This is a genomic window from Streptomyces sp. NPDC044033, assembly GCF_056434425.1.
Genome location: NZ_JBWKFF010000017.1, coordinates 102,107 through 125,429 on the forward strand (window position 1 = coordinate 102,107; position 23,323 = coordinate 125,429).

Genomic DNA, 23,323 nt, shown 5'->3' on the forward strand with positions numbered 1-23,323 from the left:
CGTAAGCGACAGAGCGAGAGGGGACAGCATGAGGGGAATTGGAATCATCGGGCGGGCCCGGAGCGGTAAGGACACCGTTGCGGCCCGTTTGGTGAAGACACACGGATTCGAGCGTCGGGCACTCGCCGACCCGTTGAAGGCCATGGCGCTCGATATCAATCCCGTGATCGGGTACGAGCCGCTGCCCTTCGGTCATCGGCCCTTGTATCTCGCCGACGTCGTGGGGTATCTCGGGTGGGAGCGGGTCAAAGACCGCTATCCGGAAGCTCGGCGATTCCTTCAGCGTCTCGGGACCGAGGGCATCCGCGATCACGTCAGTACTGACCATTGGTGGCGTGCCCTAGTCGAGAAGACACATGCGGACGCGCCGTTGGTGGTGCCGGATGTGCGGTTCGACAATGAGGCCCGAGCATTGGCCCGGAGAGGCTTCGAGCTTTGGTATGTCGACCGTCCCGGCTTTGTCGGCGGTGGCCATTCGTCCGAACTACTCGGCCCCGGCATGGCTGACGAACTCATCATGAATGACGGATCGCTGTCTCACCTACACAAAACAGTCGACAACCTTGCAGCCCGTTTTGCTGAGAAGTAACCCCGGCCCCCGCCGCTGACCACATGGTCAGTGGCGGGGGCAATTTTTCGTTTCTGCTCCTCTGTACCACCCACCTGATAAAATCAGGCTGTGGACGAGAAGCGCTGTACCAAATGTGGCATCACCAAACCGCTTGACGGTTTCTCAAGAAATGCGGGCGGACTTCACGGCCGGGCCAGTCAATGCAGAGACTGCAAGGCGGCGGCCCGCCGCGCGTGGAAAGAGGCAGGCCCGGAGACGGCTCTCGAAAAGCATCGCGCACGGGTGGCCAAAATGCAGGAGATTGCGCAGCGTGAGGAAAAGCGCTGTACCAAATGTGGCGTCGTCAAACCACTGGACGGTTTCTCGCTGAGCTCGCAGGCTCGGGATGGGCGCAGTAGCCATTGCAAGGCTTGCCGAGTGAAAGAAGGACGCGCACGCAGAATGGCGGACCCGGAGAAAGCGCGCGAGCAGAATGCTGCGACGTACGCCCGACACCGAGAAGAGCGACTGAGGAAAGATCGCGAGCGGTACGCGGCCAGAGTGGGCCGCCCTGTGCGAAGTGCATTGTCTCAGCGAGAGCAGCGCATTGCCGACCTAGAGGACGCATTGCGCTCACTTGCCCCCGACCACCCCCTATTGCACGAGCCACCCCCCTCTAGCGAGGAATGACCGTCGACCCCCGCCGCTGCCCTTCGGGTCAGCGGCGGGGGTTTTTGGCGTCGGGGCGATCACCGTAGGAATTCCTACGGTGTGTCTACGTGTCGTGTTGCGCGCCGCACTGTGGGGGGTGTAGGTTGCTGCCTGGCTCGCCGGTACGGACCGGCGAGCAAGGGCAGAGAGGTGTACGGCCGTGGCTGAGACGATGACGGCAGGACAGGTTCTTGAGCAGGGTAGCGCGCTCGGGATGGTGGGTAAGGGCAAGGTTCCGCACGTACTGAAGAGCGGGACGCGGGAAACCATCTGCAAGACGGCTACCGCCGACAAGGAGATCAGCAGCGCGGAAGCGCTCTCCGGCGTCAAGCTCACCGCCGACACCAAGGTGTGCGCTCGCTGCGTCGCCGCGTACGCTGCGCCCACCGAGGAACCCGCGACGGAGGAGACCCCCGCACCCAAGGAGAACCCCGGCGCTGAATTGGAGAAAGCCGAAAAGCAGTCGGCGGGAGCCGAAGCTATGGCGCTCGTAGAGGAAATGGAGGACGTTGAAAAGTTCTCTCCTGATCGCCTCAAGGACGTAGAAGCAAGGGTTCATAATCTGCTGCTTGATGTAGCAGACGGTACAAAGAAAGCCATTCTTCGCACCCGCATGCGGGAAGCATCAGCGCGGGTCACGGCCGCACAGAAGGCCGCAAAGAAGGGTACGGCCGTCGCTACCCTTGAGTCCTTGGAGTACAAGGGCAATCCCGAAGCTGTGCGGCTTCGCGACGCTGCGGCCGAGAAGGTCAAGGAAACCACCTCTCATATCGTCCAAGGTGCAAAGGGTGCCTACGATGCGGCCGTGTTCCTCTTTGAGGCCGCTGAGAATCTGACTGACTCACATGGGCGACCGGACGTCTTGCGGAAGTCTCAGGCGTCCCGCAATCTGGCCGAGGACGCATACGAGGCTGGAGGCATCTCCCTCAAGGGCATCGACAAGACAGCAGAGCCGGACAAGTACAAGCAGCGCAACGCGGTTCAGTCATCGATCCGACAGCAGATGGACACCGTGCGGGTTCAGAAGCTGCGTGAGCTTGACTCCCCGGACGTCGCACCCGAACGACTGGCCCTGTACTCGAAGATTGAGCGCAAGGAGGGTGAGACGCTGGCCCAGGCTGCATTTCGCGCGCTCGGTGTCCGCACCCAATCGGCACTGGAAATCAAGAACGAGAAAAACGCACAGAAGCGCGCGATTGCAAGTGGTACACAGGTAGCCAAGGAGGCTGCTACAGCAGCGGTCGAAAAGGCCAGCAGTAAGACCGTCGCCCCGGAGATCAAGGGGGTGGAGGTCATGGGGGAGACCCTCAAGGCATTCGAGAGCCTGCCGCTCGAACTCATCTCTGCCGCTAACAATGAGGGGCGTGAGCGTATCCGCTCGGACGCCGAAGAGATGATCGGGATTCTGCGGAAGATCATCAAGGCAGCGGAAGCCGAAGAGAAGTAGCCCGCAGTACCCCCGCCCCGCCTCACTCGGCCACCGTAGGAATTCCTACGCTGGTCGAGAGGGGCGGGGTTCGTGCGTTGGGGGGAGTAAGCATGAAGGCAGTCAGGTTCGAGCGTGACGACCGGCGGGCCCTTGCGCGGCATCTGGCGGCCCTGTCGAGCACGCAGCCGGACAGCGGTATCGCCGAAGTGTGGCGGCAAGTGCTCGCCGCGTTGAGCGAGGCCGATGAGCGCGGGGATGGCGTCGTGTGGCTCCCCGCATTTCTGCGGGAAGGGTCGCGTTCACGGTGCAGTACCTGAACGCAACCGATCCGTCCCCTGCGTGGTCTCGCGTACTCGACGCGTTGAGCGCGGGCGAAGAGGGCCCCGAGAGCCCCTAGCTGCCCGCGTAACAGATTCCCGCCCGGCCCCCGGTGACTCTGGTCGCCGGGGGCCGTTCTATGCCCGTAGGCGGGCTCACAGGGGCTACGGCCTCTCGGCGGGGTGGCTACCCTCCCTCTCGCCGTCCTGCGAAGAAAGAAAGTGTCTTCCCGTTCCTTCTTTCCTGATGCGTACATAGAGAAGAAGGAGCGGGAAGACACTTTCTTTCTTCCCTCTCGGCTGTACCCCCTCCCCGCATGAACCCTTTCGTAAGCGAGAGCTACCCCCACAGGGGCGCGAGAGAGGTTCACACAGTGGCAGGCGTCAATACCATCATGCGCGGCGGAAGCCGCTTCTACGTCGAGCCTGAGACGGGTATCAAGGCCCCGGGCGTGACATCCATTATCGGTATGCAGGCAAAGCCGTTCCTTCAGCCATGGGCCGCGAAGATGACCGCAGAGGCCGCAGTCGACAATCTTGGGTCGGTCGTTGGTCTCGCGCTGACTGACCGTTCCGGCGCGATTGACTACCTCAAGGGCGCGGCCCGGCGGTACACCAAGCAGCGTGCCGACCTTGGGTCGGAAGCGCATGACGTTTTCGAGCGCATGGCGCGGGGAGAAGCTGTGCGCCGCGTTCACCCGGACATTGAGCCGTATCGGGCGCACTTCGCTGAGTTCCTGGATACGGTGCAGCCCGAGTTTCTGCGGCTAGAGGAAGTGGCGTGGTCCAACGAGCACACCTATGCCGGTTCGTTCGACGCGCTAGCCCGGATTGATGGGGAACTTGCCGTTCTCGACTGGAAGACTTCCAAGGCGACTTACCCGGACGTGTCGCTACAGGCTACGGCGTACGCCTTCGCCGATGAGATCATCGATCCGGACGGTAATCGCTCGCCCATGCCGGAGATTCGTGTGGGTGCAGTGCTGCACGTGACGCCGGAGCAATGGGCGTTCAAGCCGATTGAGGTCAGTGCACGAGTCTTTGACTACTTCCTGGCATTGCGCAAGACATTCGAATGGGACCGTGAGGTATCCAAGGGTGTGATCGGGAAGCCCGTAGCGTCCGGCGGTTCGACGCTGGTCACCGGTACTCAGCGACGGGCGAAGTAGGCATGCGAGCTTCCGAGTTGATCGAAAAGCTGTCGCCACTGATGACCGACCACGATGATCCGATCATCTATGTCCAAGACGTCGGATGCGGCTGCTGCGCGTCTGGTGCGTATGGGGCGAGTGTCTTGGAACTCTGGTGCGTAGACCCTGCAACTGACGGCCCGGGGTGGGTACTTACCTAGGCCGCGCGCTCGGTCGGCCGGGGTGTCCCCTCACCCCGCCTAAACACCTATGACGGAGGGGGCGCGGCGCGGCTGAGTCCCCGCGCCCCCTCTTGTCCACTCAACTCACAAGCACATCAGGAGACTTACACATGTCGCGGTCCCTTGCGATCTTTGATACTGACCCGGATGCAAAGCCGAAGGCCCGGATGTTCAAGAATGACACGGTGGGCCGGTTCCGCTCGGGGCGCATGGTCGGGAACCGGCCGGAAAGTCTGGCCCATTGGCGTGTGACGACCGGCGACCCCGAGACGGCTAAGGCCGTTGCTGAACTGATGGGCGGGACCCCCGAGGAATGGGAGACGTCCGGGGAAGACGGTACGGAGATTCTGACCGGGGCGGATTCGGTCAAGGTCGTGATTGATGGCGTGAGTGCCATTCGGGCACGCATGATTCTGTGGGGTCGACAGGGCCCCATCCACGAGTGCGACGGCGCTGCATATCTGTCGCCGGAAGAAGACAAGGGCCAGCCGTGCGGATGCCCGAAGCTTCTCGCGGACCGAAAGGCGGCGGCGAAGACGGGGCGCGGCCCGACCCCCTCCATTGAGGTCAAGTTTCGTCTTGCCGACGACCCGCAGCTTGGCAGGTTCCGTTTCCTGTCTGGCTCTTGGGAGTTGGTCAAGGTGCTCCACGAGATAGAGAACGATCTTGACCGCGTTGGCGGCCCGGCGCTGTGCACGCTTCGGCTCGAACTTGTCGAGTTCACCACTAAGGCCGGAGTCGATGTTGCGTACCGGAAGCCGATGATTGATGTGCACGGCAAGGTCCCGGCGGATATTGACGCCGTACTGACCGACTCGGCGTATGAGGGTGAGCCGCCCTTCTAGGGGCGCGAAGGGTGGGAGCCCGCCGCTCGACGGACCCCCGCCCTCCCGGGCAGCGTAGGAATTCCTACGCTGCGACCATAGGGGTAACAGGAGAGTCAGAAGATGCGTACCGCAGAAAGCATCATGCGCCACCCGTTCCGCACTCCGGAAGTGTCGAGAGATCTTACCTATGCACACCTGATGTCCATCACTGATGCACTGGATGCTGAATCCCTGCATCCGTCGACCGGTACGGGTAATAGTGCGGCGAAGATGAATGAGGAGAAGGTGCGCGCCATTCGGCACGCAGCGGGGGCGGGTGCGAACCTGTCCAAGCTTGCGGCTTCGTTCGGTATTTCGGTCCGCGCGGCTCGCCACATTGTGCGCCGGACGTCGTGGGGGCATGTCGCGTGAATCGATTCATTGAACGGGCTGCGGCCCCCTGCTCCGGCGACGTCCGCAGCATGAGGGAGGGGGACACGTTGGTGATCCACCCAAGTGCGGTGATGCGCGGAGACTTTCAAGCACTCTGGCTTGCGGCTGCTGTTGCGATGGCGCGTGGTGCGCGCTTGCTGCTGTCTGACGACGACTAGGGAGAGTTCATGAGTGCGGAAGATGCAGTGGGTTGGTCGCTTGTTGCTGTGATTGTTGCTTGGCTTTGGCTGTTCGTGGTCGTGGCTGTCGTGACGGGTATCGCAGCTATGCGGGCGGGGCGCGATGACCGCAGCTAAACGCAAAGGTACGGCCTACGAGTCGGCGGTCCGGGATTTCCTCAACGAGAAATTGCCGGACCGTCGCCTTTATGCCTATCGGAAGGCTCAGACCGGTTTCAGGGACACGGGCGACATCGACGCGTGGCCCTGGACGCTGGAGGCGAAGAATTGCCAGGCAATAGACCTCGCAGCGTTTCTCGATCAGGCAGATCGAGAGGCCGAGGCAGCAGCTACCCCATTCGGTGCGGCCGTCATCAAGCGGCGCGGTAAGGGCCCGCAAGGGTCGTACGTCGTCATGTCGCTGGAGTCCTTCCGGCGGCTGCGTGCAGTTCTCTTGGGTGTCGCGCCGCTGGAGGGGGACTCCGTGTGAACATCGCGGAACGTAGGCGCGTCCACAATCAATTCGTGCGCGTGGTGACCGGGGGAGCGCATCCGCTTGACGGACGCAGCGTCGCCGAATGGGTGGCTGAGACACGTCGAGGATGGCCGCGCGTGCCCGTGCCACGGGACCCCAAGCGGGCCGCTATGCGTCTCGCTGAGAAGTACGGCGACGCACTAACGGTTGAGTTCTGTGAATGACAGTGGCCTATCCGGGTCGCTCAATGGGAGAGGTAGACAGAAATGGCTCTTTACTACGTGGCTCGCACCGATGTGTCTGAGCCGGGCGAGTTCGTGCATGGCTATGTGATCGCGGGTGGCTCCGCGATTGCGCGTGCAGCGGTTGCGGACGCAGATGGCGTAATGCCGGACGGAAGCAATATTGCAGTGCGACGAGTCGACACCGCGCGTCGTGGTGCAGAGGCCGAGGTGCTGTCCATCTATTGGGACGAAAGCGACTCCGCCCTTACGTTCTGAAACCCCGCCCCGCACCTGCGCTTTGGCGCAAGTGCGGGGCTTTCAGTCGGTAGCAGAGAAATCGGGTGAGGAGTGCCCCTTGAAGCTATCGACCATTTTTGACCGATTCGGCGGAGCGGCCGACTACAAGCCAGGGGAGTGGCTAGCCCACTGCCCGGCACACAAAGACTCGTCACCCTCGTTGTGGCTGTCACTGCACGATAACGGGAAACTCGGCATTTCATGTCGGGCGTCGTGCCCGACTGTGGATGTGCTGCGGGCCGCCGGTCTGTCGTGGGGTGACATTCAGAACGTAGATGCGGAAGGTGTCGAGACCTCCCCTTCGGCGGCCCCGGCCCCCGTGGATGCGGGCAAGGTGGCAGCGCTCCGCATGTGGCTTGATGGGCTCGTGGACCTGGACACGACGGAGCGGGCCGAGGAGTACGCGGCGACTCGATTCGGTCTGGCATCGGCGCAGTTCGCGCGTCTTGAGCTTGCGGCGTACGCCCCTACTGGCACGAATCCTGACTTCGTGTCGCACACGTTCGCGCGGTACCCCAGACTCATCGTGCCGTTCCTCGGGTTCGATGGCGTCGTCCGGGGGGCGCAGGGTCGAGACCTCTCGGGCCGGTGCCCGGTGCGCTGGGTATCGCTGTCCAACTCCGAGGGTACGTGGGCGAAGTATGGCGTTCTGCGGAACGACTCGGGGTTTGATACCTGGGTCATCACGGAGGGCCCGAGCGATGGTCTGACGGCGTGGGCGCAGGGATACAACGTCGTGATGGTGCGCGGCGCTGGGCTCGCCCGTAACGGGGCTCTGATTCGCGAGATAGCGGCGGCTCTTGGTGACGCCGACGTAGTGATTGCCGGTGACCGTGACAAGGCCGGAGAGGCTTTCACGGAGGAGCTTGCAAAGGCACTTGTCCGTGAGGGTGTGATGGTGCGTCGGCTCATTGGAATTCCGGCGGGACTCGATATAACGGATTGGCGGGCCGACGACCCCGACATGTTCACGGGTGCGTTCCATTCGGCGATACGTCGGGCGGTGCTGGTTCGTGACGACGGCCCCGAGCCCAAGCAGGAGAAGGGATACCAGCGTAGGAATTCCTACGCTGAATCCCCACTCCCCTTGACTGACCTTGGTAATGCCCAACGTCTCTTTAACCGACTTGGTGGCCATGTCCGCATGGTGCCGGGTGCGGGGGTGTTCAAGTGGGAAGGTCGCAAGTGGGAGCAAGTACCAACCGAAGCCCTTTACGCCGACGTTCGAGCTGTCATCAAAGCGATGGGGGAGGAGTCCGGGCACTCGAATCCGGACGCTCACGCAAAATGGCTTCAACGGTCGCAGGATGCACAGAAGGTTCGCGGCATGGTGGACATGCTGAGTTCCATCCCGGGCGTGTACGCGACGGTCGACCAATTCGACGCGCGGCCAGACGAGTTGGCGTTCCGGAACGGCATGGTCAACCTTCGTACGGGGGAGGTGCGCGAGCACTCTCCGGGGGACATGAACACCTTCTTCATTGACGTCGAGTACAAGCCGGGTGCGCGTGCCCCTCGTTGGGAGCGGTTCCTCCGAGAGTGCCACCCGCACAGCGAGACAATGCCGGGGTTTCTGCAAGACCTTGTCGGCTACGGCTTGTCGGGCCTCTCGGTCGAACGCTGCTTCGTTATGCATGTCGGTCCGACGACCAACGGCAAGACCACATTTACGGCGACCCTTGAAGACGTGTTCGGCGCTGCGGCGCACCGTGTTGACGCGTCGCTGTTCCAGCGTCGAAGGGAGTCGGGCGGCCCCCGCGCGGACGTGGTAGGGCTGCGGGGTAAGCGGCTGGTGATCTCCTCGGAGTGGCCTGCACATATGCCGCTCGATCAGGCGTTGATGAAGTCAATTACAGGCGACCAGACGATCAGTGCGCGGGGCGTGTACGCGCGGAATGAGATCACGTTCAGGCCGTCGTGCCTTGTGCAAGTCGATACCAACTACGTGCCGGACGTCGATGCGACGGATGCGGCACTGTGGCAGCGCGTGCGGGTCGTGCCGTGGGAGGAAGACTTTCGAGGCCGCGAAGACCGACACCTTCAGGCCACTCTCAAGCGAGAACGTGAGGGCATTGCAGCTTGGGCAGTGGAGGGGGCCGTCAAGTGGTTCGACAAGTACGAGCACGGGCAGGGGATTGAGTTCCCCGCGTCTGTCGAGCGCCGGACGGCGCACTACCGGGACGCTTCTCATCCTCTCGCCGGGTTCATCGGAGAAGAATTCGAGGTCGCCGAAGGGGAGTTCGTGAACAAGCCGGACGCTTGGGCGAGGTACCGCGAATGGGGCGAAGAGTGCGGCGTACGGCACCCCATGACGCGTAACAAATTCTATGACGCACTTCGGACCTTCCCGGGCGTGATGGAGGGGGCAGGGTCGGGCCCCCACAAGGGCAAGAAGGGCTTCCGCAATCTGCGAGACCTACGCGATTCTGCGCGCCCTGGACCGGGCATCTTCGGGGCCGAGTAGCCACAACTCAAAGACTCACCAAGGGGCTACCACCGTAGGAATTCCTACGGTGGTAGCCCCTTTGCGCATCAAAGGGGTGTCATGCATTCGCACGAATTCCGGGTGGCAGGCGACCCGGTGGCGATCTACGTGGCCGAAGATGTCGCCGACGTCGAAGCGTTCGAGGGCTGGTGGCGCTACCGCGCCGCTCGCGGCCTGCCGGTGGCCGTTGACACTGAGACGACGGGCCTTGATGTCTTCTCAAGTAACTACCGGGTGCGGCTCATTCAGTTCGGGGATGCGCGAGAAGCGTGGGTGTTGCCTGTCGAGCTGGGGCCGCTGTTTCTCGATGCGGCGCGGCGTGCGCTGCGGCGGCTACCGAAGGTGTTGATCCACAACGCGCCGTTTGACTGGCTAGTTCTTGATCGGCACGCACACACGCCCATGGAAGATCTCTACCCGCGAACAGTTGATACCAAGATCCTGGCAACCCTTCTCGACCCGAGACAGCCTCAAGAAGGGGGAGTCGGCACGGGCCTCAAGCCGCTGTCGGCGGTCTATCTGGACCCGTCCGCCCCGGATACGCAAGGGGACCTCACGTCAGTTTTCCGCTCGCAGGGACTGACGAAGGAAACCGGCTGGGCGGGCATCGCACTTGACCACCCCACGTATGAGCTGTATGCGGGATTGGATGTCATTCTGACCGCGCGCCTGTATCCGAAGCTGCGAGAGCTGCATGCAGCACGGGGCGTGCGCCCCCGGTTGGTCGAGTACGAGCATCGAATTGCGCTCATCTGCGCCCACATGCAGCGCACGGGTATGGTGCTCGATGAGAAGTACACGCGTGCACTCGGTACTGAACTGGGTGCCACAGCAAGGGAGTTCGCCGTCAAGGCGGCCCGGTACGGCGTCGAGAACGTCAACTCGACCAAGCAGATAGCCGCCGCATTGCTGGGCATGGGTGAGGATCTGACGGAACGGACGGACGGGGGAGCGCTCAAGATTGACAAAGCCGTACTGCTGGCTCTCGCCGACCTTGACGATCAGTGGAACCCGCGTGGGTCGCGCACACCCAACCCCCTTGCCGACGCGGTGATTCGCAGTAAGCGCGCAGGCAAGTGGCGGTCGTCGTATGTAGATACGTTCCTTGAGACCCTGGATGCGGACGGCCGCGTACACCCGGGGATCAGGACACTTCAGGCGCGTACGGGACGCATGTCCATCACGCGTCCGGCGCTCCAAACGCTTCCGGGTAAAGACGTCATGATCCGTCGGGCGCTGCTCGCCGACGAAGGACACGTCATGATCTCGTGCGATTTCGACGCTGTGGAGATGCGGGTACTTGCCGCTCTCGCGGATGTACGGCAGATGAAGCATGCGATCAGCAATGGCGAAGACCTGCACAGCTACACGCGTGGGCTCGTGTACGGCGACGTACCTGATCCGGGGGGCCGCCTTCGCTCCATCTGCAAGGGCATCGGTTTTGGGAAGGTGTACGGCGGTGGTGCGTCGACCGTGAGTCGGCAAACTGGTGCGCCCATTGATCAGGTGGCTGCGGCTATGCGCGCGTATGACCGGGCGTTTCCTGAGATCAAGCGCGCGTCGAAATGTTGGCAGCGTGAGGCCATGTATCAAGGCATGGTGACGGAGACGGTGACCGGCCGCTTCCTGCCGCTCGACCGCGACCGTACGTATGCAGTAGTCAACTACCGAGTTCAGTCCACTGCTCGTGATGTGCTGGGGCAATCCCTGTGCGATATGCAGGATGCTGGGCTACTCCCCTATCTGCGGTTGCCGGTGCATGACGAAGTGGTGGCTTCGGCTCCGTCCGGTGAGGCTGCGGAGATCGCACGCGAGATTGAGCGCTGCATGAATTTCGATCTCTTCGGCGTGCCGATTACGGCTAGCGCTGATATTGGCAAGCGTTCATGGGGTTCGCTCAAGGGGGGTGATTACTGATGGCAGTGAAGACATGCAGTGACTGTGCCGACGTTTTGCCGCTCGCTCGGTTCCCGAAGCGGGCCCGGGGTGCGGACGGCCGTACGGCCCGCTGTCGCGTCTGCACGGCGCTTCGGAGGGCGGCGGCCCGTGACCCGGGTACGGAGCGAGAGCGGCGGCTCATGGCCGCGTACGGCATCACGGGGGAGGAGTACCGGCGGATGGGGGCGCAGCAGCAATGGCGCTGTCTCGTGTGCAGCGGGCGGCCCGCCAAGGGGGTGCGACTCGTGGTCGACCACGACCACGCGACCGGGCGCGTGCGCGGCCTCTTGCACTCCGAGTGCAACGCGGCCCTCGGTCTGCTCAAGGATGACCCGGCGACGCTGGAACGTGCGGCCCGCTACCTGTTGCACTCCCGCGAGCTGTCTGTGTCAGCACGGTGACGAATGATGACAAACCGGGGGTGATGGCGTGAACTGGCTCACATCACTCAGCGTAGGAATTCCTACGATGAGGTGGTGACGGGATGGTAACGGTCCAGGTCAGCATGTGATCTTAGTCTGTTGATGGGTGGGTGCAGGGAGGGTTGCCCGTTCTCTAATGGGTCGCATTGTCCGATTCGGTACGTGTATGTATGTACGGCATCGCACCGAGCGATGGGGGCAACGCACCTGGGGAGGGGTTATTTGCCATGCGCGAAAACCGTTCACCCTGGCTTGCCCCCTTAACTGCGATTCGCTACCGCTCCGCTCGCGCTATGCGAGCGCTCGCATGCATGGTCAAGGCGGCTCCGGCGGCGGGTGTCCAACTCATGCCCGTTCTCTGGTTCGACCGTCCCTCTACAGCCCAGTGCAGACACTGGGTATCTCGCCGCTGCGTGGCGGCCCTTGTCGCCTACCACTTCCTGAGACGTGTCGTCTGTCTGTCTAGGCAGGTACACGCGGCCCCCTACGCGGTCCATCGCGCGTAGGGGGACACGAGTCTTAACCGACTCACTCTCTGACCCCCGCGCCCCAACACGTGGCGCGGGGGTTCTTTTGCGTCTGCTGAGAACCCCGCCCGGCTAACCCGCCGCTCGGGGATTTCGGCATGCCCTTTTCGGGCTTCGTCATGCCTTCTTTCGGCCGGTCGGGCGGGTGTACCCCCACCCCGCATTACCCCACCTGAGCCCACCGAAAGAGGAGCGAACACAGATGCGCAGCGCCACGACTGACCGCCTCATAGTTGCCGCACAGACAGGCGAGATAGACGATTTCGATGCTCTGCACGACGACATAGAAACGGCACTCGGCCGGGTGGTGACACGTCGTCTGGTTGAGAGCGACACACAGGGGCTCGCCGCCGAGGCGGTCATGGCGGATCTGGAGGGTGCGTCATCCGCTGTCGCATGGGGGCAGGTGCTCAAGGTCCCCGGCGGAGACACCCGGGGCGCGGGTGCAGCCTCACGCGACGACTTGTGCCAGACGGCTAGGGCCGCCGTATGGTCGGCTGTCACCACGTGGGACGTACACGGCGAGAACCGCGCCGAGTTCAGCTCATACGCAATCCAGACAGCGAAGTTGGAGGCCAAGGCGCAGTCACTCGCTGAATCGGCCCCGGGCGTTGGCCGAGACGCGCGCCGAGTCTTCGCGACAGCACTTCGCGTATGCGGCGGGGACATGGCTGCGGCTGCGGCGTACGCCGCTTCCGATGCGTTCGATGTCGACCACAGATTGTCAGCGGACTACGCGGCACGGGTCCGCGCAGCTTTCGAGGGCCCGGCGTACATCCACGAAGGGGGCGACTCGGCGCGCGAAGCGTCGGCCGTTGAGGCATCCGACGACTTGACGCCGGACAAGTGGACAGAGCGCAACGGCGGTGACCTTCACCCCTCGTTGTCGGCAAGCGAGCTGGAGACGTCCAGAGACGCCGTACGGGTGCGTGGTCTCCCGACTACCGGAAAGGGCGCACAGAAGGGCGGAAAGGCCCCGTGGCGGAACTCTGACGGCCGGTCATACCCCGTGGCAGCTCGCCGAATTGGAGAGCCCTACACGCGCCCGGACTCGGAAGGAGAGTTCGTCAGACACGTCCCGCTCGGTCAAGGCAAGGGCAATGCATGGACGGAGACAGGTGCTATCGCCGACAACGAGGAGCGGCACCACGAACGCAAGGCAGCCGAGTATGACGTGCCGTTCGTGCTGGACGCCTTCACCCCCGCACAGCGCGAAGTGCTATCAGCAGCCATGACCGTTGTCGGCGGTTTCACGAAAGAGGGCCGCGTGTCTGCCGCGAAGGTGGCTGAGACGACTGGGAAGAGCCGTGACTCAGTGAAGAAAACCGCGCAGCGACTGAACAAGCGAATAGCCGAGATTCGCTCCGAGCGTGCCGCAGCCTAGCCCGATTACGCAAGGAGATTTCCCCATGTCGAACATTCGCCGCACCCGCCGCAGTCGTCCGGCACGGAAGATTCCCGTCCGGATGGAGTACGACTATTCCGCACCGACCCGCCCTGATGTCCCCGCTGTGCTCTCGGGTCTCGTACATGCACGTGAAGCCTTCAACAACGACCGCAAGGAAACCTGACAATGAGCCGCTATCTCACTCCCGAGGACGCGACTCTAGCCGGTGCGTCCGTGACGGACGGCCCCGATTGGGGAGCGTGGGATGACAGCGAAGAGCACGACACCGAAGCCGAGGTGCGGGTACTCGATGACTGACCGACTGCCCGAAGCCCAAGGAGTGATGGCCAATCGCGTAACGGCGCGACCGGTGCGCTCCTTGAAGGGAGTACCCGCCGTAGAGCTGGAATTCCGCAGAGCACACGGGGGGACCGTCGTGGTTGTGTCCGCAGCGGTTCTTCGGTGCGCGCTCGCCGACATGGCGGAAGCCGCAGCAATAGCAGGGGACTCCGAAGCCGAGGTGACGCGCGAAGCGCCGGAACCGACTATCGAACAGCTTGTCACGCAACTGTTCCTTCACCACCTGCACTCTTCCCGTACTGACCCAACCGACCCGATCGAAAGGCGCACATGAGCAAGCACGCAGCTACTAGCTATGAGTTCAGGTGCTCCCAAGCGCCTAGCGACACGCTTACGATCTCCCGCAATGTGGACGGGTACCTACGTGTGCAGGTGTGCGAGGACGTTCACCTCGCGTCGGTCTACCTGTCGCCTACGAACGCCGAGCGCATGTCTCGTGCACTGATCGGCATGGGGTTTGCGGACTGTCCGCCCGGGGGTTGCGCGATAGATGGTCTCGGCCGGTCGGAGTGTCCGGCCGGTTCGGCGTGCGCCGATGAAGTGAGTGTGGGGGAGGGGTCGGCCGACCCGACGTCTATACCTGCTCCGTATGTATCAACTGACCCTGACGGCAAGGCAGTTGGCGTCAGTGGCCCGACGTTCGCCGACGCGATGATGCCGCAGCCCGGTACGGTCAATCGTGAGTGCGCGTTCATCCGTGCGCGAGAGCTGCTCTCGCAGGGTGTGACGCCGTACAGCGAGGTGGCTGTGCTGGATCTTGCGCGGTTCCTCGCGGAGGCGTGACGGGGAGGGGGCCAGCGTAGGAATTCCTACGCTGGCCCCCTGTGCGTGGTAGGGTTCAAGCGCTTCATTCGTCGGGTCAAGGAGTGGTGGGCATGGGTAAGCGGCTGTACCGGGCGACGAGTCGCAGCGGCGAGGTAGCCACGCGTCAGACCGAGCGAGAGTACACGCATGCGGTCGAAGCTGAACGCGTCAAGAGATCTGCTGCGATCATCGTATGGATGGCCGAGACTCCGTTCCATTCACCGTTCGTTCGCGGACGGCTCGCGGTCGAATCCCCCGAAGAGGTGGAAAGTCGACGTCTGGCCGATGAAGAGGTGAAGCGGCTACGTGCGGAGAACGAGGGTCAGCCGGTGTCGTTCCACGCAACCGATCTCGCAGACGAAGAGGCGGGCGGCGAATGGTATCGAATGGTCGTGCGTCGGACCCGGTACGAGGTCACGCAGGATTGGGAGATTGTCTCGTTCCACGGGAGTCGCGCGCTCGCCCAGAAGGCTGCCGATAGCTACTCCGCGACAAGGAGCGGTGGCGTCATTGTCGTACGGTCCGAAGTGGTCGAAACGGAGCGCGTGAAGTAGCAGACCAGCCCACCGTAGGAATTCCTACGATGGGCATGCAGGGCCGGACGGGTAACCCCTTCCACTCGAAAGAGTGGAAGGGGTTTTTTGCGTTTGGGGCAAGCCTCGAATTGAGTAGTTAGTCTAACTAAACAATGATACCCATGGACGGGATGACGAAAGGGCCCCGACGTCCCTGGTGGGGGATGCCGGGGCCCTGTGTGGCCGTCTATCGGCCTGTGGGACGCCGGAGGCGTTAGACCTTAAGGGAGTCCACGAACGCGCCCCAGGCGGCCGGAGAGACCACTATGGCGGGCCGCGTGGTGTCCTTGCTGTCGCGTACGGGCACGATGCCGTCAAGGTTGCGTGCTACCTCGACGCACGACCCCCCGGCTTGGCTGCTGTAGCTCGCCTTTCGCCAGTCGGCGGCGCTCAAGTCGTGCGTGTGGGTGTTGGCCATCTTTTCCATATCTTCCTGTGCTAGGCGGATGAAGGACGCAGATTCGGCGGGCCGAAGTGCGTACGTCTGAAGGTGATCGTAAATGAGACCGTAATGGGCGACTCGCGCTGAGTCTTCAACAAGCTGCCCGAGCGTGGAGCCTTCAAGGTAGGCGACCGATGGTCCTTCCGGAAGTGAGAGGAGCGACAGGAGTCCGCCTAGCGCCGGATGTGCACCGACTGCGACGGGGAGCACCTGAATCACGGTGGTCGGCTGTCTGCCCAACTCAAGGAGATGCGCGAGCTGTTCGGCCATAACGGCATGGCCGCCTACGGGTCGTGTGAGCACAGCCTCATCGATGATGTACCAGAGGGGGGGCGGCGCATCGCGCGTCAGGATCTCTTGCCTGTGCAATCGAGTCGCTACCTCAGCTTCAATCTCTGCCTCACTTGAGGTCAGCATGCCTTCGCGGAGTAGGGCGCGTGCATACGCCTCAGTCTGCAACAAGCCAGGTACTAGCGTCGCGGCATATTCGCTGATGCTAGTTGCCTGCCGCTCGAATTGGACGAAGCGAAGGAACCAATTGGCGAGCAAGGGCGCGCCATCCATGAAGGCCCAATAGCGCTCGAAGAAACCCGGCGGTTCCTCATCTCCGAACGCCCGGTCAAGGTCACGAGAGTTGTTGACCGTCGCCGGGATGCACGCGGTTTCGATCTGCGCTACGCGGCTGGGCGACATGCCTGCCTTCCCGCCTAGCTTGGACTGGCTCCACTCGCGGGCCAGGCGTCGATGCTTCAGTTCCTCTCCGTAGAAGTGAGCGACCGTGCGAACAGCCTCAAGCTCGGTACCTGTCACGTGTTCGACCCGCCTTTAATTCTGCTTATTAAAGGGTGCGGCCCTTCCCAACGGAGTGGTTGGGGTCGGACCGTTGGATACACACAGTACGTGCCCCCGCCGGGGGCGGCGTACCCCCAACTCCCGTATCCGGAGGCAGGATGAGCGAGCGCTACCAAGAGGGCGCATGGGTCGTGGACACCAGTAACGCCACCTTCGGACAGGTGGCCGGACTCTTGGGGACCGACGCCTACCTATGCCGGACACCGGGCGGCTACGAGTGGCCGGTGCGACCCGCTGTGCTGCGGATCGCGACGGACTACGAGCGCACGTCGCACGGCATCCGGCCGAACGGTCGGGGTTGGGCGTGAGCGACCACGTTCCCAGCTGCGATTGCGACGTGTGCGGAGCGCTGATCGACCAGGGCGCAGCCGCCCGTGAGAGCGGCGACCTGGAGGCGGCGGATGCGGCGGCGGAAGAGCGGCTGCACTGCAACTACCCGAGGAACTGAGCGCATCCGGCAGTTGCTGTCCGGCCCTGTGCCGACAGCGTTCTTGATCATGGTCGTGGCCGGGATCGGATACCTGATCGCGACCCACTGACCCCCGGCGTTTCCCCGCGTGCATCCGCACGAGCGCCGGATGGTCGGTCACCCCCACCCCCAGTGGGGGTGACCGACCGGGGCCCGTCCATCCGTTTCTCCTGCGGACGGACGGGCCCACCTCCCCACTGCAAGGCCGGAGTTCGATCCGGTGATCGAAAGGCACGACCGATGAAGACCCCCCCCATCTGTGAGCCCTGCCCGAGCTGCACGAGCTGCACGACCCTGCAAGCGGCTCTGCGGGCCGCCCGCGAGCGGCGGAACGGCAGCATGACGAGTGACGCCGTGGTGTTGCTGCGACGTCACCTCAAGGAGGAGCACGCGGGGGTGGTGGCCAGCTCGTGATGAGCCCGCCGCTTCCACCGACGCTCGGCAGTCTGACGATCATTCCGTGTTACCACCCCCGTTGGGTCCTGGGGCGGGGCACAAAGCACTGCAAGACGTGCCACGCGGAGCGCGCCCTCACCTATGAGGGGGTGCAGCCGCTCAGCCCACCCGCAACAACTGGAGGACGCATGGACACCACACCAGACCCGCTGGACGACGAGACCAGCGACACCACCGACACCGGCAGCAAGACCGACGCCGACACCGACGCCGACACCAAGACCGACACCGACGCCGACACCACCGACGCCGACAGCGCGTAGAGACTCCCGCCCCGGTCGTATGCGCAGCGGCTGCGACCGGGGTGGGGCATCACTCACACGGCTGACCGGTCGTGCGAGTCGCACGCCATGCATCGGCACTGGTGCCAGCATGGCGCAACCACTGGGTGAAAGGAGCACCATGGCAGATCAGCCGGTAGACACGTACGAGACCCGCACGCCCGATAGGGACGGGTGGCACGGCGTGCCCTTCCGTCTCCCCGAACCACGGGCGGCGGCCGACGACGGCGACGGCGGGAAGCACGACGCTGGACCGATGCCCCCCGAGGCACCCCGCGAGCCCGACCCACAGCCATCTAAGAGCGCGTAGCCGCACCACCTGATCGCGGCCCCGGTCGTACGCCTACAGGGGGTACGACCGGGGCTTCCTGCACCCCCAAAGAAACGCCCCGGCGAACCGGTCCAACGCGGTTCGCCGAGGCTCAGCCGAACAGCTTTTCCGAGGAGCTGAACGACCATGCGCGACGCTATCGCACGCGCCCTTGTCTGGGCGCTGAACGTGTTATTCCCCTCCGGCGGCCGACACACCCCGACCACTCCGGCCGCGAGTCCCGAACTCCCCTTGCCCACCGCGTGGTTGGGGTCGTGGAGCGGACCGACCAAGGCAGAGGCCGCAGCGATCTTCCGGGCCCGGTCCGAGACCACGCTGACGCTCACCCCCGTACGTGCGAAGCAGGGGGCGCAGCGATGACGGCCGACGAACTGTTCCCGCCCATACCCGAGATTCCCTCTGTGCTCTGTGAGGTGTGCGGCGTCGAGACTCGCGCGTTCGTCGCCGTCCGCTACCGCTGGACCGGAAGCGGAGGCGGGATGCCCGTCTACGCCTGCCCTGACTGCGTGACGCGCCCCGCCCCCGGCACCGGTGCCGGAGAGGCCCGGCGGCGCGCGTAGGGCCCGCCCCGTCCGGCCGTCGCCGGGCGGGGCTTTTCGTCGTCTGCGGACTGTCATGCTCGGTAGGCTAGATCCATGTCTCTGGAACTGATCCTCTCGACGTGCGTCGAGTGTGGCGTGCCGTTCACGGCGTGCCCTGTCTGCGTGTGCACGGTTCGTATTGACCCTGAAACGGGCCTACCGCCGGACGTGGTGATGCAGGAGGGCATGCCGGTACCCAAGCCGGGGGGTGGCACCCCGGAAGCCGAAGCGCGGAGCGTACAGCGGGCCGTGTGTGACAACTGCGTCAAGAAGCGGAACGGAGCACGTCCCGCTGACCCGTGGGAGCCGTGGGAGGAGCGTCACTTGCGTACCCACGGCGAGCGGTACGAGGGCGGGTGAAGAGCATCGTGGAACCCCACCAGCACGCAGTACCCGCCCCGTCCGGCACCCGCCGGGCGGGGCGTTTCCGTACCATGCCGTGCATGGAGACAGAACAGCACGACGGGCACCCCGCCCTTGTGTCGGACGCGGTAGCGCTGCGGCTGGCACGGTTGTACGCGCCTAAGGGCGAAGTCTGGAGCGGCACGGGCACATTTGAGTTGTCGGGCCGGATCACGCCCGATGTGATGACGGAACTCAAGGCAGCCTACGAGGAGGCGGAAGGCGTCGGTGCAGCCGAGCTTGAGGCGTTCATGGTGTACGTCAATCACCATGGCATCCGGGGCCCGCAACCGGGCTGGGAGAACCTGCAACCCGACTACGAAACCCCGGTACACGAGTCCGAACCCGTCGCCGCAATCGGGTTCACCTGGTGGCTCCACCTAGCGGCCGGTGAGCCGTCCGAAGGGACCGGGACCGCCGACACCCCACAAGCCGCTCGCACGGCCCTTGAGAAGGCCCTTGACGCCCATCTAGCGGCCGTTGAGGACGATGCAGAGCGGACGGCGCTGTACGCCTACGTGCTGCCCAAACTGGGGCTGTTCGTTGTCGGCGAAGCTGCGCGGGCCCTCAAGCGGGGGAGTGGGGCAACGTACAACCACCCGGGCATTGTTCGCGTTCGGGTGTACCCCAGCTAGGAGGCTCTGCCCATGCCGGAGAACGCAGCTCAGTACGAGGTGATCACCATCGGAGTCGGGAAGGAGACCCATGTACGGGCCCGTAACCGTCGGTTGGAGGAGACCGCCGGGTGCATGAGGGCATACCAGGTGGCACACCCCGTGATCGCCGACATCACCTGTCTGCGCTGCGCGGACCTGGTGGCCGCAGACGGCCGTATAGCTGAACCTCACCTCGCACGCTGCTAGGCTCGCAGCGCTCCCCCCGGGGACCGGTTCAGAGGGTCGCCCCCGCTGTTCGGTCGGGCCCCGAGAGGCATACCGTGCGATCACGTGAACGCTAGTCCCTGACTGGGGCGTAGGTCGGGGGGCAGGGCCCTTCCCCGGACGCGGGGAAGGGCCCTTTTCTGTGTCGGCACACGGCGGGGATCAGTGAGCCCTAGCCTGGGGGCATGGAGCGCCAATATCGCGTCAAGGACACTGAGTTCACCTATTGGCTACTTGCCCGAGCACGGTCGGTCTGTGACGTCGACACCAATCAGGAGACGCGGGATGCGCTGCGGATGTGGGCCGCACTGCTGCGTACGGATGTCGACGGAGCGTTCGCCGACGACGCCGACCGTCTGTCCCGCGTGCTGGGGGTCACGAAGGAGGAGTTCGCTGAAGCCGTCCGGCCCGAACTGGAGCGGAACCGGGAAGAGCGTGCGCTCCTTGAGCGGCCGGACGTCGACGCCTTGGATCAGGAGCTGAACGCCATCGCGTGGCCCGACCCCCGGGACAGCTGACCGGCCGTCTGGGTCACGAAAGAGCCCTTCCCCCGAAGGTGGGGAAGGGCTCTTTTTGGGTGTCTGTGCAGGTGGGGGTGCAGGTACGGAAGTGATCAACGCTCCCACTGGGTCCACTCCCGGACACGCTGGTCGGAGAGGGCCACCCGGCGCTCGCCCAGCCGGTGCGCCTCCACGGTCCGCCCCGCGTCCACCGTCTCGGTGAGCGCCGCGGCGACCGCCGCGTAGCCGGCGGCCTCCGAGCGGTAGCCGCTCGGGGCTCGGCGGAAGTACCAGCGCCCACCGGCTATCAGCACCGGCACGGCGACCAGCGCGCACAGCGCGAGCGGCGGCGCGGTCAGGGCCATCGCCCCGAGCAGCAGTGCCACCCACACCACGCCGATGGCGAGCTGCGGCACGGCTTCGCGCATCGCGTTCGCCAGCCGGTCGATGTCCGTGGTGATGCGGGAGAGCAGATCGCCCGTCCCGGCACGCTCCAGCACGCCCGGCGGCAGGGCCACGGACCGTACGAGGAAGTCCTCGCGCAGATCCGCCAGCATCTCCTCGCCGAGCACCGACCCGCGCAGCCGCACCATGTGCGTGAACACGGTCTGTACGGCCAGTGCCACCGCGAACAGGGAGACCGTGCGCCCCAGATGCAGATCGCTCGCGCCGGCGGACAGGTTCTCCACGAGCCCGCCCAGCAGATACGGGCCGACCATGGAGGCGAGCACGGCGACCGCGTTCACCGTCACCAGCACCACGAAGGCCACTCGGTGCCTGCGCAGCAGCTCGCCGATGTACGCCCGTACGGTCCTGGGCTTGCCGACCGGCAGGGTCGTCGCCGACTCCGGTGCGGCGGGGTCGTGCGCCGGCGGCGCGACGCCGATCATGCGGACTCCTCGATCTGCTCGTTCTCGTTGAGCCGCGTGAGCTCGCTTTCCAGTCCCGCGGCGGGCGTCGTGTCCTGCTCGTCGTCGGTCTCGCGGGTGACGACCGCGCGGTACGCGGGGTCGGTGCGCAGCAGTTCCCGGTGGGTGCCCACCGCCGTCGCCTCGCCGTCGCGCACGAACACCACACGGTCGGCCCGGTCGAGGAGGAGCGGGCTGGAGGAGAGCACCACGGTGGTGCGGCCCTCCCGCAGCGAGCGCAGCCCCTCCGCGATCCGCGCCTCGGTGTGCGAGTCGACCGCGGAGGTCGGTTCGTCCAGCACCAGCACTTCCGGGTCGGTCACCAGCGACCGGGCCAGCGCCAGCCGTTGGCGCTGGCCGCCGGAGAGCGAGCGGCCACGTTCGGTGATACGGGTCCGCATCGGGTCGCCGGAGTCGTCCGCCGACGCCTGGGCGAGCGCGGTCAGCACGTCATCGCACTGGGCAGCGGCCAGTGCGGCCGCGCCGGTTACGGCCCCCGACGCGGGCACGTCGAGGAGTTCGGCGAGGGTTCCCGACAACAGCACTGGGTCCTTGTCCTGTACGAGCACGGCGGCGCGGGCCGCGTCCAGCGGCACCTCGTCCAGGGCGACACCGCCGAGCAGCGCGGAGGCTCCCGCCTCGGCGTCCTGCCCGCTGTGCCCGCCGAGCCGCTCCGCGAGCCGGCCGGCGGCGTCCGGGTCGCCGCAGACCACGGCGGTCAGCTGCCCGGCCGGGGCCCGCAGACCGCTCGACGGGTCGTACAGGTCACCGGCGAGCCGCTCACCGTCCGGGGCGGGGCCGTCTGCGGCCTGCCTCTGCCCACCCGGGTCGGTGTTGCGCTCCAGCGCCAGTACCCGGGCCGCGCGCTGGGCGGACGGCCGCGAGAAGGAGTAGGCCATGGCGATCTCCTCGAACTGCCGCAAGGGGAACAGCAGAAAGGTGACCGTGCCGTAGACCGTGACCAGTTCGCCGACGCCGATGCGCCCGTCCTGGGCGAGCCCGACGCCGTACCAGACCACACCGATCAGCAGCAGCCCCGGCAGTGCCACCTGCACCGCCGCGATCAGCGCCCACATGCGGGCGCTGCGTACCGCCGCCCTGCGCACCTCCTGGGAGGCGCGGCGGTAGCGGGTCAGGAACAGCTCCTCGCCGCCGATGCCGCGCAGCACCCGGAGCCCGGCCACGGTGTCGGTGGCCAGTTCGGTGGCCCGCCCCGCCTTCTCTCGCTGTTCGTCGGCCCGCCGCGTCGCGCGCGGCAGCAACGGCAGTACGGCCAGTGTCAGTACGGGCACCCCGGCCGCCAGCAGCCAGCCGATCTCGGGCTCGTAGATGAGCAGCGCCACGCAGACGGCGACGGTGGCGACCAGGGCCGCGGTGAAGCGGGAGAACGCCTCGACGAACCAGCCGATCTTTTCCACGTCGCCTGTGGAGACGGCCACCACCTCGCCCGCGGCGACCTGCCGGGTCAGCGCGGAGCCCAGCTGGGCCGCCTTGCGGGCGAGGAGCTGTTGGACCCGCGCCGAGGCGAGGATCCAATTGCTCACGGCCACCCGGTGGAGCATGGTGTCGCCCAGCGTCGTGAGGACGCCGAGCAGCGCCATCAGGCCGCCCGCGAGGGCCAGTCGGGCGCCGGAGCGGTCGGACACCGCCTGGACGGCGATGCCCACGGCGGCGGGGAAGAGGGCTACGGCGATCATGTGCAGCGTTCCCCACAGCGCGGCCTTGATCTGGCCGCCCAGTTGGTTGCTGCCCAGCCACAGCAGGAAACGAGGACCGGAGCGAACGTCCGGTCGGCCGGGGTCGGTATACGGAAGGTCTTTGATCTGCATGGCGTCTCACGGGTAGCGGTGCGCTGGCGGGGGGCCGTGAAAGGTTCGCCGTATTCGCCGTCTGAATTCAACTGGTTATCCCGGGTGAGCGAGACAACGGG

At 65.1% G+C, this 23,323-nt stretch carries 26 protein-coding genes and 1 pseudogene; 24 read left to right on the top strand and 3 right to left on the bottom strand.

Translation table 11 applies throughout. The annotated features are described in order from the left end of the window. Nucleotides 1-28 precede the first annotated feature (28 nt). The 16 genes from AC07AB_RS27395 (at nt 29) to AC07AB_RS27470 (ending at nt 15,269) form a co-directional block, all read left to right on the top strand. Nucleotides 29-589 carry a deoxynucleotide monophosphate kinase family protein gene (locus AC07AB_RS27395; RefSeq protein WP_478571887.1) on the top strand — a complete coding sequence of 187 codons (561 nt, stop codon included), beginning with the start codon at nt 29-31 and terminating at the stop codon, nt 587-589. 832 nt (nt 590-1,421) lie between these two features. After that, nucleotides 1,422-2,708, top strand: a complete 1,287-nt coding sequence (locus AC07AB_RS27400) for a hypothetical protein (protein WP_478571889.1) — start codon at nt 1,422-1,424, stop codon at nt 2,706-2,708. A gap of 92 nt (nt 2,709-2,800) precedes the next feature. Beyond that, nucleotides 2,801-3,007, top strand: coding sequence for a hypothetical protein (locus tag AC07AB_RS27405; RefSeq protein WP_478571892.1), 207 nt, complete (start codon nt 2,801-2,803; stop codon nt 3,005-3,007). Nucleotides 3,008-3,381: 374 nt separating this feature from the next. Next, entirely contained in the window at nt 3,382-4,176 is a 795-nt protein-coding gene (locus AC07AB_RS27410; RefSeq protein WP_478571894.1) for a PD-(D/E)XK nuclease family protein, read from the top strand. 313 nt (nt 4,177-4,489) lie between these two features. Further along, nucleotides 4,490-5,224, top strand: coding sequence for a recombination directionality factor (locus tag AC07AB_RS27415; protein WP_478571897.1), 735 nt, complete (start codon nt 4,490-4,492; stop codon nt 5,222-5,224). Nucleotides 5,225-5,326: 102 nt separating this feature from the next. Continuing rightward, the gene (locus tag AC07AB_RS27420) at nt 5,327-5,617 is read left to right on the top strand and encodes a hypothetical protein (RefSeq protein ID WP_478571900.1); all 291 of its coding nucleotides are present in this window, start codon (nt 5,327-5,329) and stop codon (nt 5,615-5,617) included. A gap of 303 nt (nt 5,618-5,920) precedes the next feature. Further along, entirely contained in the window at nt 5,921-6,286 is a 366-nt protein-coding gene (locus AC07AB_RS27425; RefSeq protein WP_478571903.1) for a hypothetical protein, read from the top strand. A 251-nt stretch (nt 6,287-6,537) separates the two neighbouring features. Continuing rightward, a complete protein-coding gene (locus AC07AB_RS27430; protein WP_478571905.1) occupies nt 6,538-6,771 on the top strand; it encodes a hypothetical protein in 234 nt (77 codons plus the stop codon). Between the two features lie 79 nt (nt 6,772-6,850). Beyond that, nucleotides 6,851-9,256: a phage/plasmid primase, P4 family gene (locus tag AC07AB_RS27435; protein ID WP_478571908.1), complete on the top strand. Its 2,406-nt coding sequence runs from the start codon at nt 6,851-6,853 to the stop codon at nt 9,254-9,256. An 81-nt stretch (nt 9,257-9,337) separates the two neighbouring features. Further along, a complete protein-coding gene (locus AC07AB_RS27440) occupies nt 9,338-11,194 on the top strand; it encodes a DNA polymerase (protein ID WP_478571911.1) in 1,857 nt (618 codons plus the stop codon). A gap of 161 nt (nt 11,195-11,355) precedes the next feature. Next, the gene (locus AC07AB_RS27445) at nt 11,356-11,616 is read left to right on the top strand and encodes an endonuclease VII domain-containing protein (RefSeq protein ID WP_478571914.1); all 261 of its coding nucleotides are present in this window, start codon (nt 11,356-11,358) and stop codon (nt 11,614-11,616) included. 750 nt (nt 11,617-12,366) lie between these two features. Beyond that, complete coding sequence (locus tag AC07AB_RS27450; protein ID WP_478571917.1) at nt 12,367-13,548, top strand: hypothetical protein; 1,182 nt, start codon at nt 12,367-12,369, stop codon at nt 13,546-13,548. A 25-nt stretch (nt 13,549-13,573) separates the two neighbouring features. Continuing rightward, on the top strand, nt 13,574-13,735 hold the full coding sequence (locus AC07AB_RS27455; protein ID WP_478571920.1) for a hypothetical protein: 162 nt from the start codon (nt 13,574-13,576) through the stop codon (nt 13,733-13,735). A gap of 2 nt (nt 13,736-13,737) precedes the next feature. Continuing rightward, nucleotides 13,738-13,869 carry a hypothetical protein gene (locus tag AC07AB_RS27460; RefSeq protein ID WP_478571923.1) on the top strand — a complete coding sequence of 44 codons (132 nt, stop codon included), beginning with the start codon at nt 13,738-13,740 and terminating at the stop codon, nt 13,867-13,869. Nucleotides 13,870-14,181: 312 nt separating this feature from the next. After that, on the top strand, nt 14,182-14,694 hold the full coding sequence (locus AC07AB_RS27465) for a hypothetical protein (protein ID WP_478571926.1): 513 nt from the start codon (nt 14,182-14,184) through the stop codon (nt 14,692-14,694). A 92-nt stretch (nt 14,695-14,786) separates the two neighbouring features. Next, nucleotides 14,787-15,269 (top strand): hypothetical protein, encoded by a 483-nt coding sequence (locus AC07AB_RS27470; RefSeq protein ID WP_478571929.1) that lies wholly within the window; start codon nt 14,787-14,789, stop codon nt 15,267-15,269. A 235-nt stretch (nt 15,270-15,504) separates the two neighbouring features. Here the strand turns inward: AC07AB_RS27470 and AC07AB_RS27475 are convergent, their stop codons facing one another. Further along, entirely contained in the window at nt 15,505-16,542 is a 1,038-nt protein-coding gene (locus AC07AB_RS27475; protein ID WP_478571931.1) for a helix-turn-helix domain-containing protein, read from the bottom strand. A 173-nt stretch (nt 16,543-16,715) separates the two neighbouring features. Here AC07AB_RS27475 and AC07AB_RS27480 point away from each other — a divergent pair, with 173 nt between their 5' ends. The 8 genes from AC07AB_RS27480 to AC07AB_RS27515 all read left to right on the top strand — a co-directional run bounded on the left by AC07AB_RS27480 (nt 16,716) and on the right by AC07AB_RS27515 (nt 20,503). Continuing rightward, nucleotides 16,716-16,892 (top strand): hypothetical protein, encoded by a 177-nt coding sequence (locus AC07AB_RS27480; RefSeq protein ID WP_478571934.1) that lies wholly within the window; start codon nt 16,716-16,718, stop codon nt 16,890-16,892. Further along, nucleotides 16,889-17,032, top strand: a complete 144-nt coding sequence (locus AC07AB_RS27485; protein ID WP_478571936.1) for a hypothetical protein — start codon at nt 16,889-16,891, stop codon at nt 17,030-17,032. The genes AC07AB_RS27480 and AC07AB_RS27485 overlap by 4 nt, the downstream gene beginning before the upstream one ends. A gap of 261 nt (nt 17,033-17,293) precedes the next feature. After that, on the top strand, nt 17,294-17,467 hold the full coding sequence (locus AC07AB_RS27490; RefSeq protein WP_478571939.1) for a hypothetical protein: 174 nt from the start codon (nt 17,294-17,296) through the stop codon (nt 17,465-17,467). A 170-nt stretch (nt 17,468-17,637) separates the two neighbouring features. After that, entirely contained in the window at nt 17,638-17,772 is a 135-nt protein-coding gene (locus AC07AB_RS27495; protein ID WP_478571942.1) for a hypothetical protein, read from the top strand. A 705-nt stretch (nt 17,773-18,477) separates the two neighbouring features. Next, nucleotides 18,478-18,681, top strand: coding sequence for a hypothetical protein (locus AC07AB_RS27500; RefSeq protein ID WP_478571945.1), 204 nt, complete (start codon nt 18,478-18,480; stop codon nt 18,679-18,681). 464 nt (nt 18,682-19,145) lie between these two features. Beyond that, nucleotides 19,146-19,739 (top strand): hypothetical protein, encoded by a 594-nt coding sequence (locus AC07AB_RS27505; protein WP_478571948.1) that lies wholly within the window; start codon nt 19,146-19,148, stop codon nt 19,737-19,739. A 12-nt stretch (nt 19,740-19,751) separates the two neighbouring features. Next, nucleotides 19,752-19,967: a hypothetical protein gene (locus AC07AB_RS27510; RefSeq protein ID WP_478571951.1), complete on the top strand. Its 216-nt coding sequence runs from the start codon at nt 19,752-19,754 to the stop codon at nt 19,965-19,967. Between the two features lie 203 nt (nt 19,968-20,170). Next, nucleotides 20,171-20,503 (top strand): hypothetical protein, encoded by a 333-nt coding sequence (locus AC07AB_RS27515; protein ID WP_478571954.1) that lies wholly within the window; start codon nt 20,171-20,173, stop codon nt 20,501-20,503. Between the two features lie 98 nt (nt 20,504-20,601). Here AC07AB_RS27515 and AC07AB_RS27520 read toward each other — a convergent pair. Further along, a pseudogene (locus tag AC07AB_RS27520) lies at nt 20,602-21,375 on the bottom strand (ABC transporter transmembrane domain-containing protein); the annotation flags it as partial. Then, a complete protein-coding gene (locus AC07AB_RS27525) occupies nt 21,372-23,222 on the bottom strand; it encodes an ABC transporter ATP-binding protein (RefSeq protein ID WP_478571957.1) in 1,851 nt (616 codons plus the stop codon). The gene AC07AB_RS27525 and the pseudogene AC07AB_RS27520, both read right to left, overlap by 4 nt. Nucleotides 23,223-23,323: the final 101 nt, after the last annotated feature.

Bases quoted from the DNA above. Each gene is read 5' to 3' on its own strand.
- AC07AB_RS27395 (WP_478571887.1), top strand. From the start codon at position 29: ATGAGGGGAATTGGAATCATCGGGCGGGCCCGGAGCGGTAAGGACACC.
- AC07AB_RS27405 (WP_478571892.1), top strand. From the start codon at position 2,801: ATGAAGGCAGTCAGGTTCGAGCGTGACGACCGGCGGGCCCTTGCGCGG.
- AC07AB_RS27415 (WP_478571897.1), top strand. From the start codon at position 4,490: ATGTCGCGGTCCCTTGCGATCTTTGATACTGACCCGGATGCAAAGCCG.
- AC07AB_RS27420 (WP_478571900.1), top strand. From the start codon at position 5,327: ATGCGTACCGCAGAAAGCATCATGCGCCACCCGTTCCGCACTCCGGAA.
- AC07AB_RS27425 (WP_478571903.1), top strand. From the start codon at position 5,921: ATGACCGCAGCTAAACGCAAAGGTACGGCCTACGAGTCGGCGGTCCGG.
- AC07AB_RS27430 (WP_478571905.1), top strand. From the start codon at position 6,538: ATGGCTCTTTACTACGTGGCTCGCACCGATGTGTCTGAGCCGGGCGAG.
- AC07AB_RS27440 (WP_478571911.1), top strand. From the start codon at position 9,338: ATGCATTCGCACGAATTCCGGGTGGCAGGCGACCCGGTGGCGATCTAC.
- AC07AB_RS27445 (WP_478571914.1), top strand. From the start codon at position 11,356: ATGGCCGCGTACGGCATCACGGGGGAGGAGTACCGGCGGATGGGGGCG.
- AC07AB_RS27450 (WP_478571917.1), top strand. From the start codon at position 12,367: ATGCGCAGCGCCACGACTGACCGCCTCATAGTTGCCGCACAGACAGGC.
- AC07AB_RS27455 (WP_478571920.1), top strand. From the start codon at position 13,574: ATGTCGAACATTCGCCGCACCCGCCGCAGTCGTCCGGCACGGAAGATT.
- AC07AB_RS27460 (WP_478571923.1), top strand. From the start codon at position 13,738: ATGAGCCGCTATCTCACTCCCGAGGACGCGACTCTAGCCGGTGCGTCC.
- AC07AB_RS27465 (WP_478571926.1), top strand. From the start codon at position 14,182: ATGAGCAAGCACGCAGCTACTAGCTATGAGTTCAGGTGCTCCCAAGCG.
- AC07AB_RS27470 (WP_478571929.1), top strand. From the start codon at position 14,787: ATGGGTAAGCGGCTGTACCGGGCGACGAGTCGCAGCGGCGAGGTAGCC.
- AC07AB_RS27490 (WP_478571939.1), top strand. From the start codon at position 17,294: ATGAAGACCCCCCCCATCTGTGAGCCCTGCCCGAGCTGCACGAGCTGC.
- AC07AB_RS27495 (WP_478571942.1), top strand. From the start codon at position 17,638: ATGGACACCACACCAGACCCGCTGGACGACGAGACCAGCGACACCACC.
- AC07AB_RS27500 (WP_478571945.1), top strand. From the start codon at position 18,478: ATGACGGCCGACGAACTGTTCCCGCCCATACCCGAGATTCCCTCTGTG.
- AC07AB_RS27505 (WP_478571948.1), top strand. From the start codon at position 19,146: ATGGAGACAGAACAGCACGACGGGCACCCCGCCCTTGTGTCGGACGCG.
- AC07AB_RS27510 (WP_478571951.1), top strand. From the start codon at position 19,752: ATGCCGGAGAACGCAGCTCAGTACGAGGTGATCACCATCGGAGTCGGG.
- AC07AB_RS27515 (WP_478571954.1), top strand. From the start codon at position 20,171: ATGGAGCGCCAATATCGCGTCAAGGACACTGAGTTCACCTATTGGCTA.
- AC07AB_RS27525 (WP_478571957.1), bottom strand. From the start codon at position 23,222: ATGCAGATCAAAGACCTTCCGTATACCGACCCCGGCCGACCGGACGTT.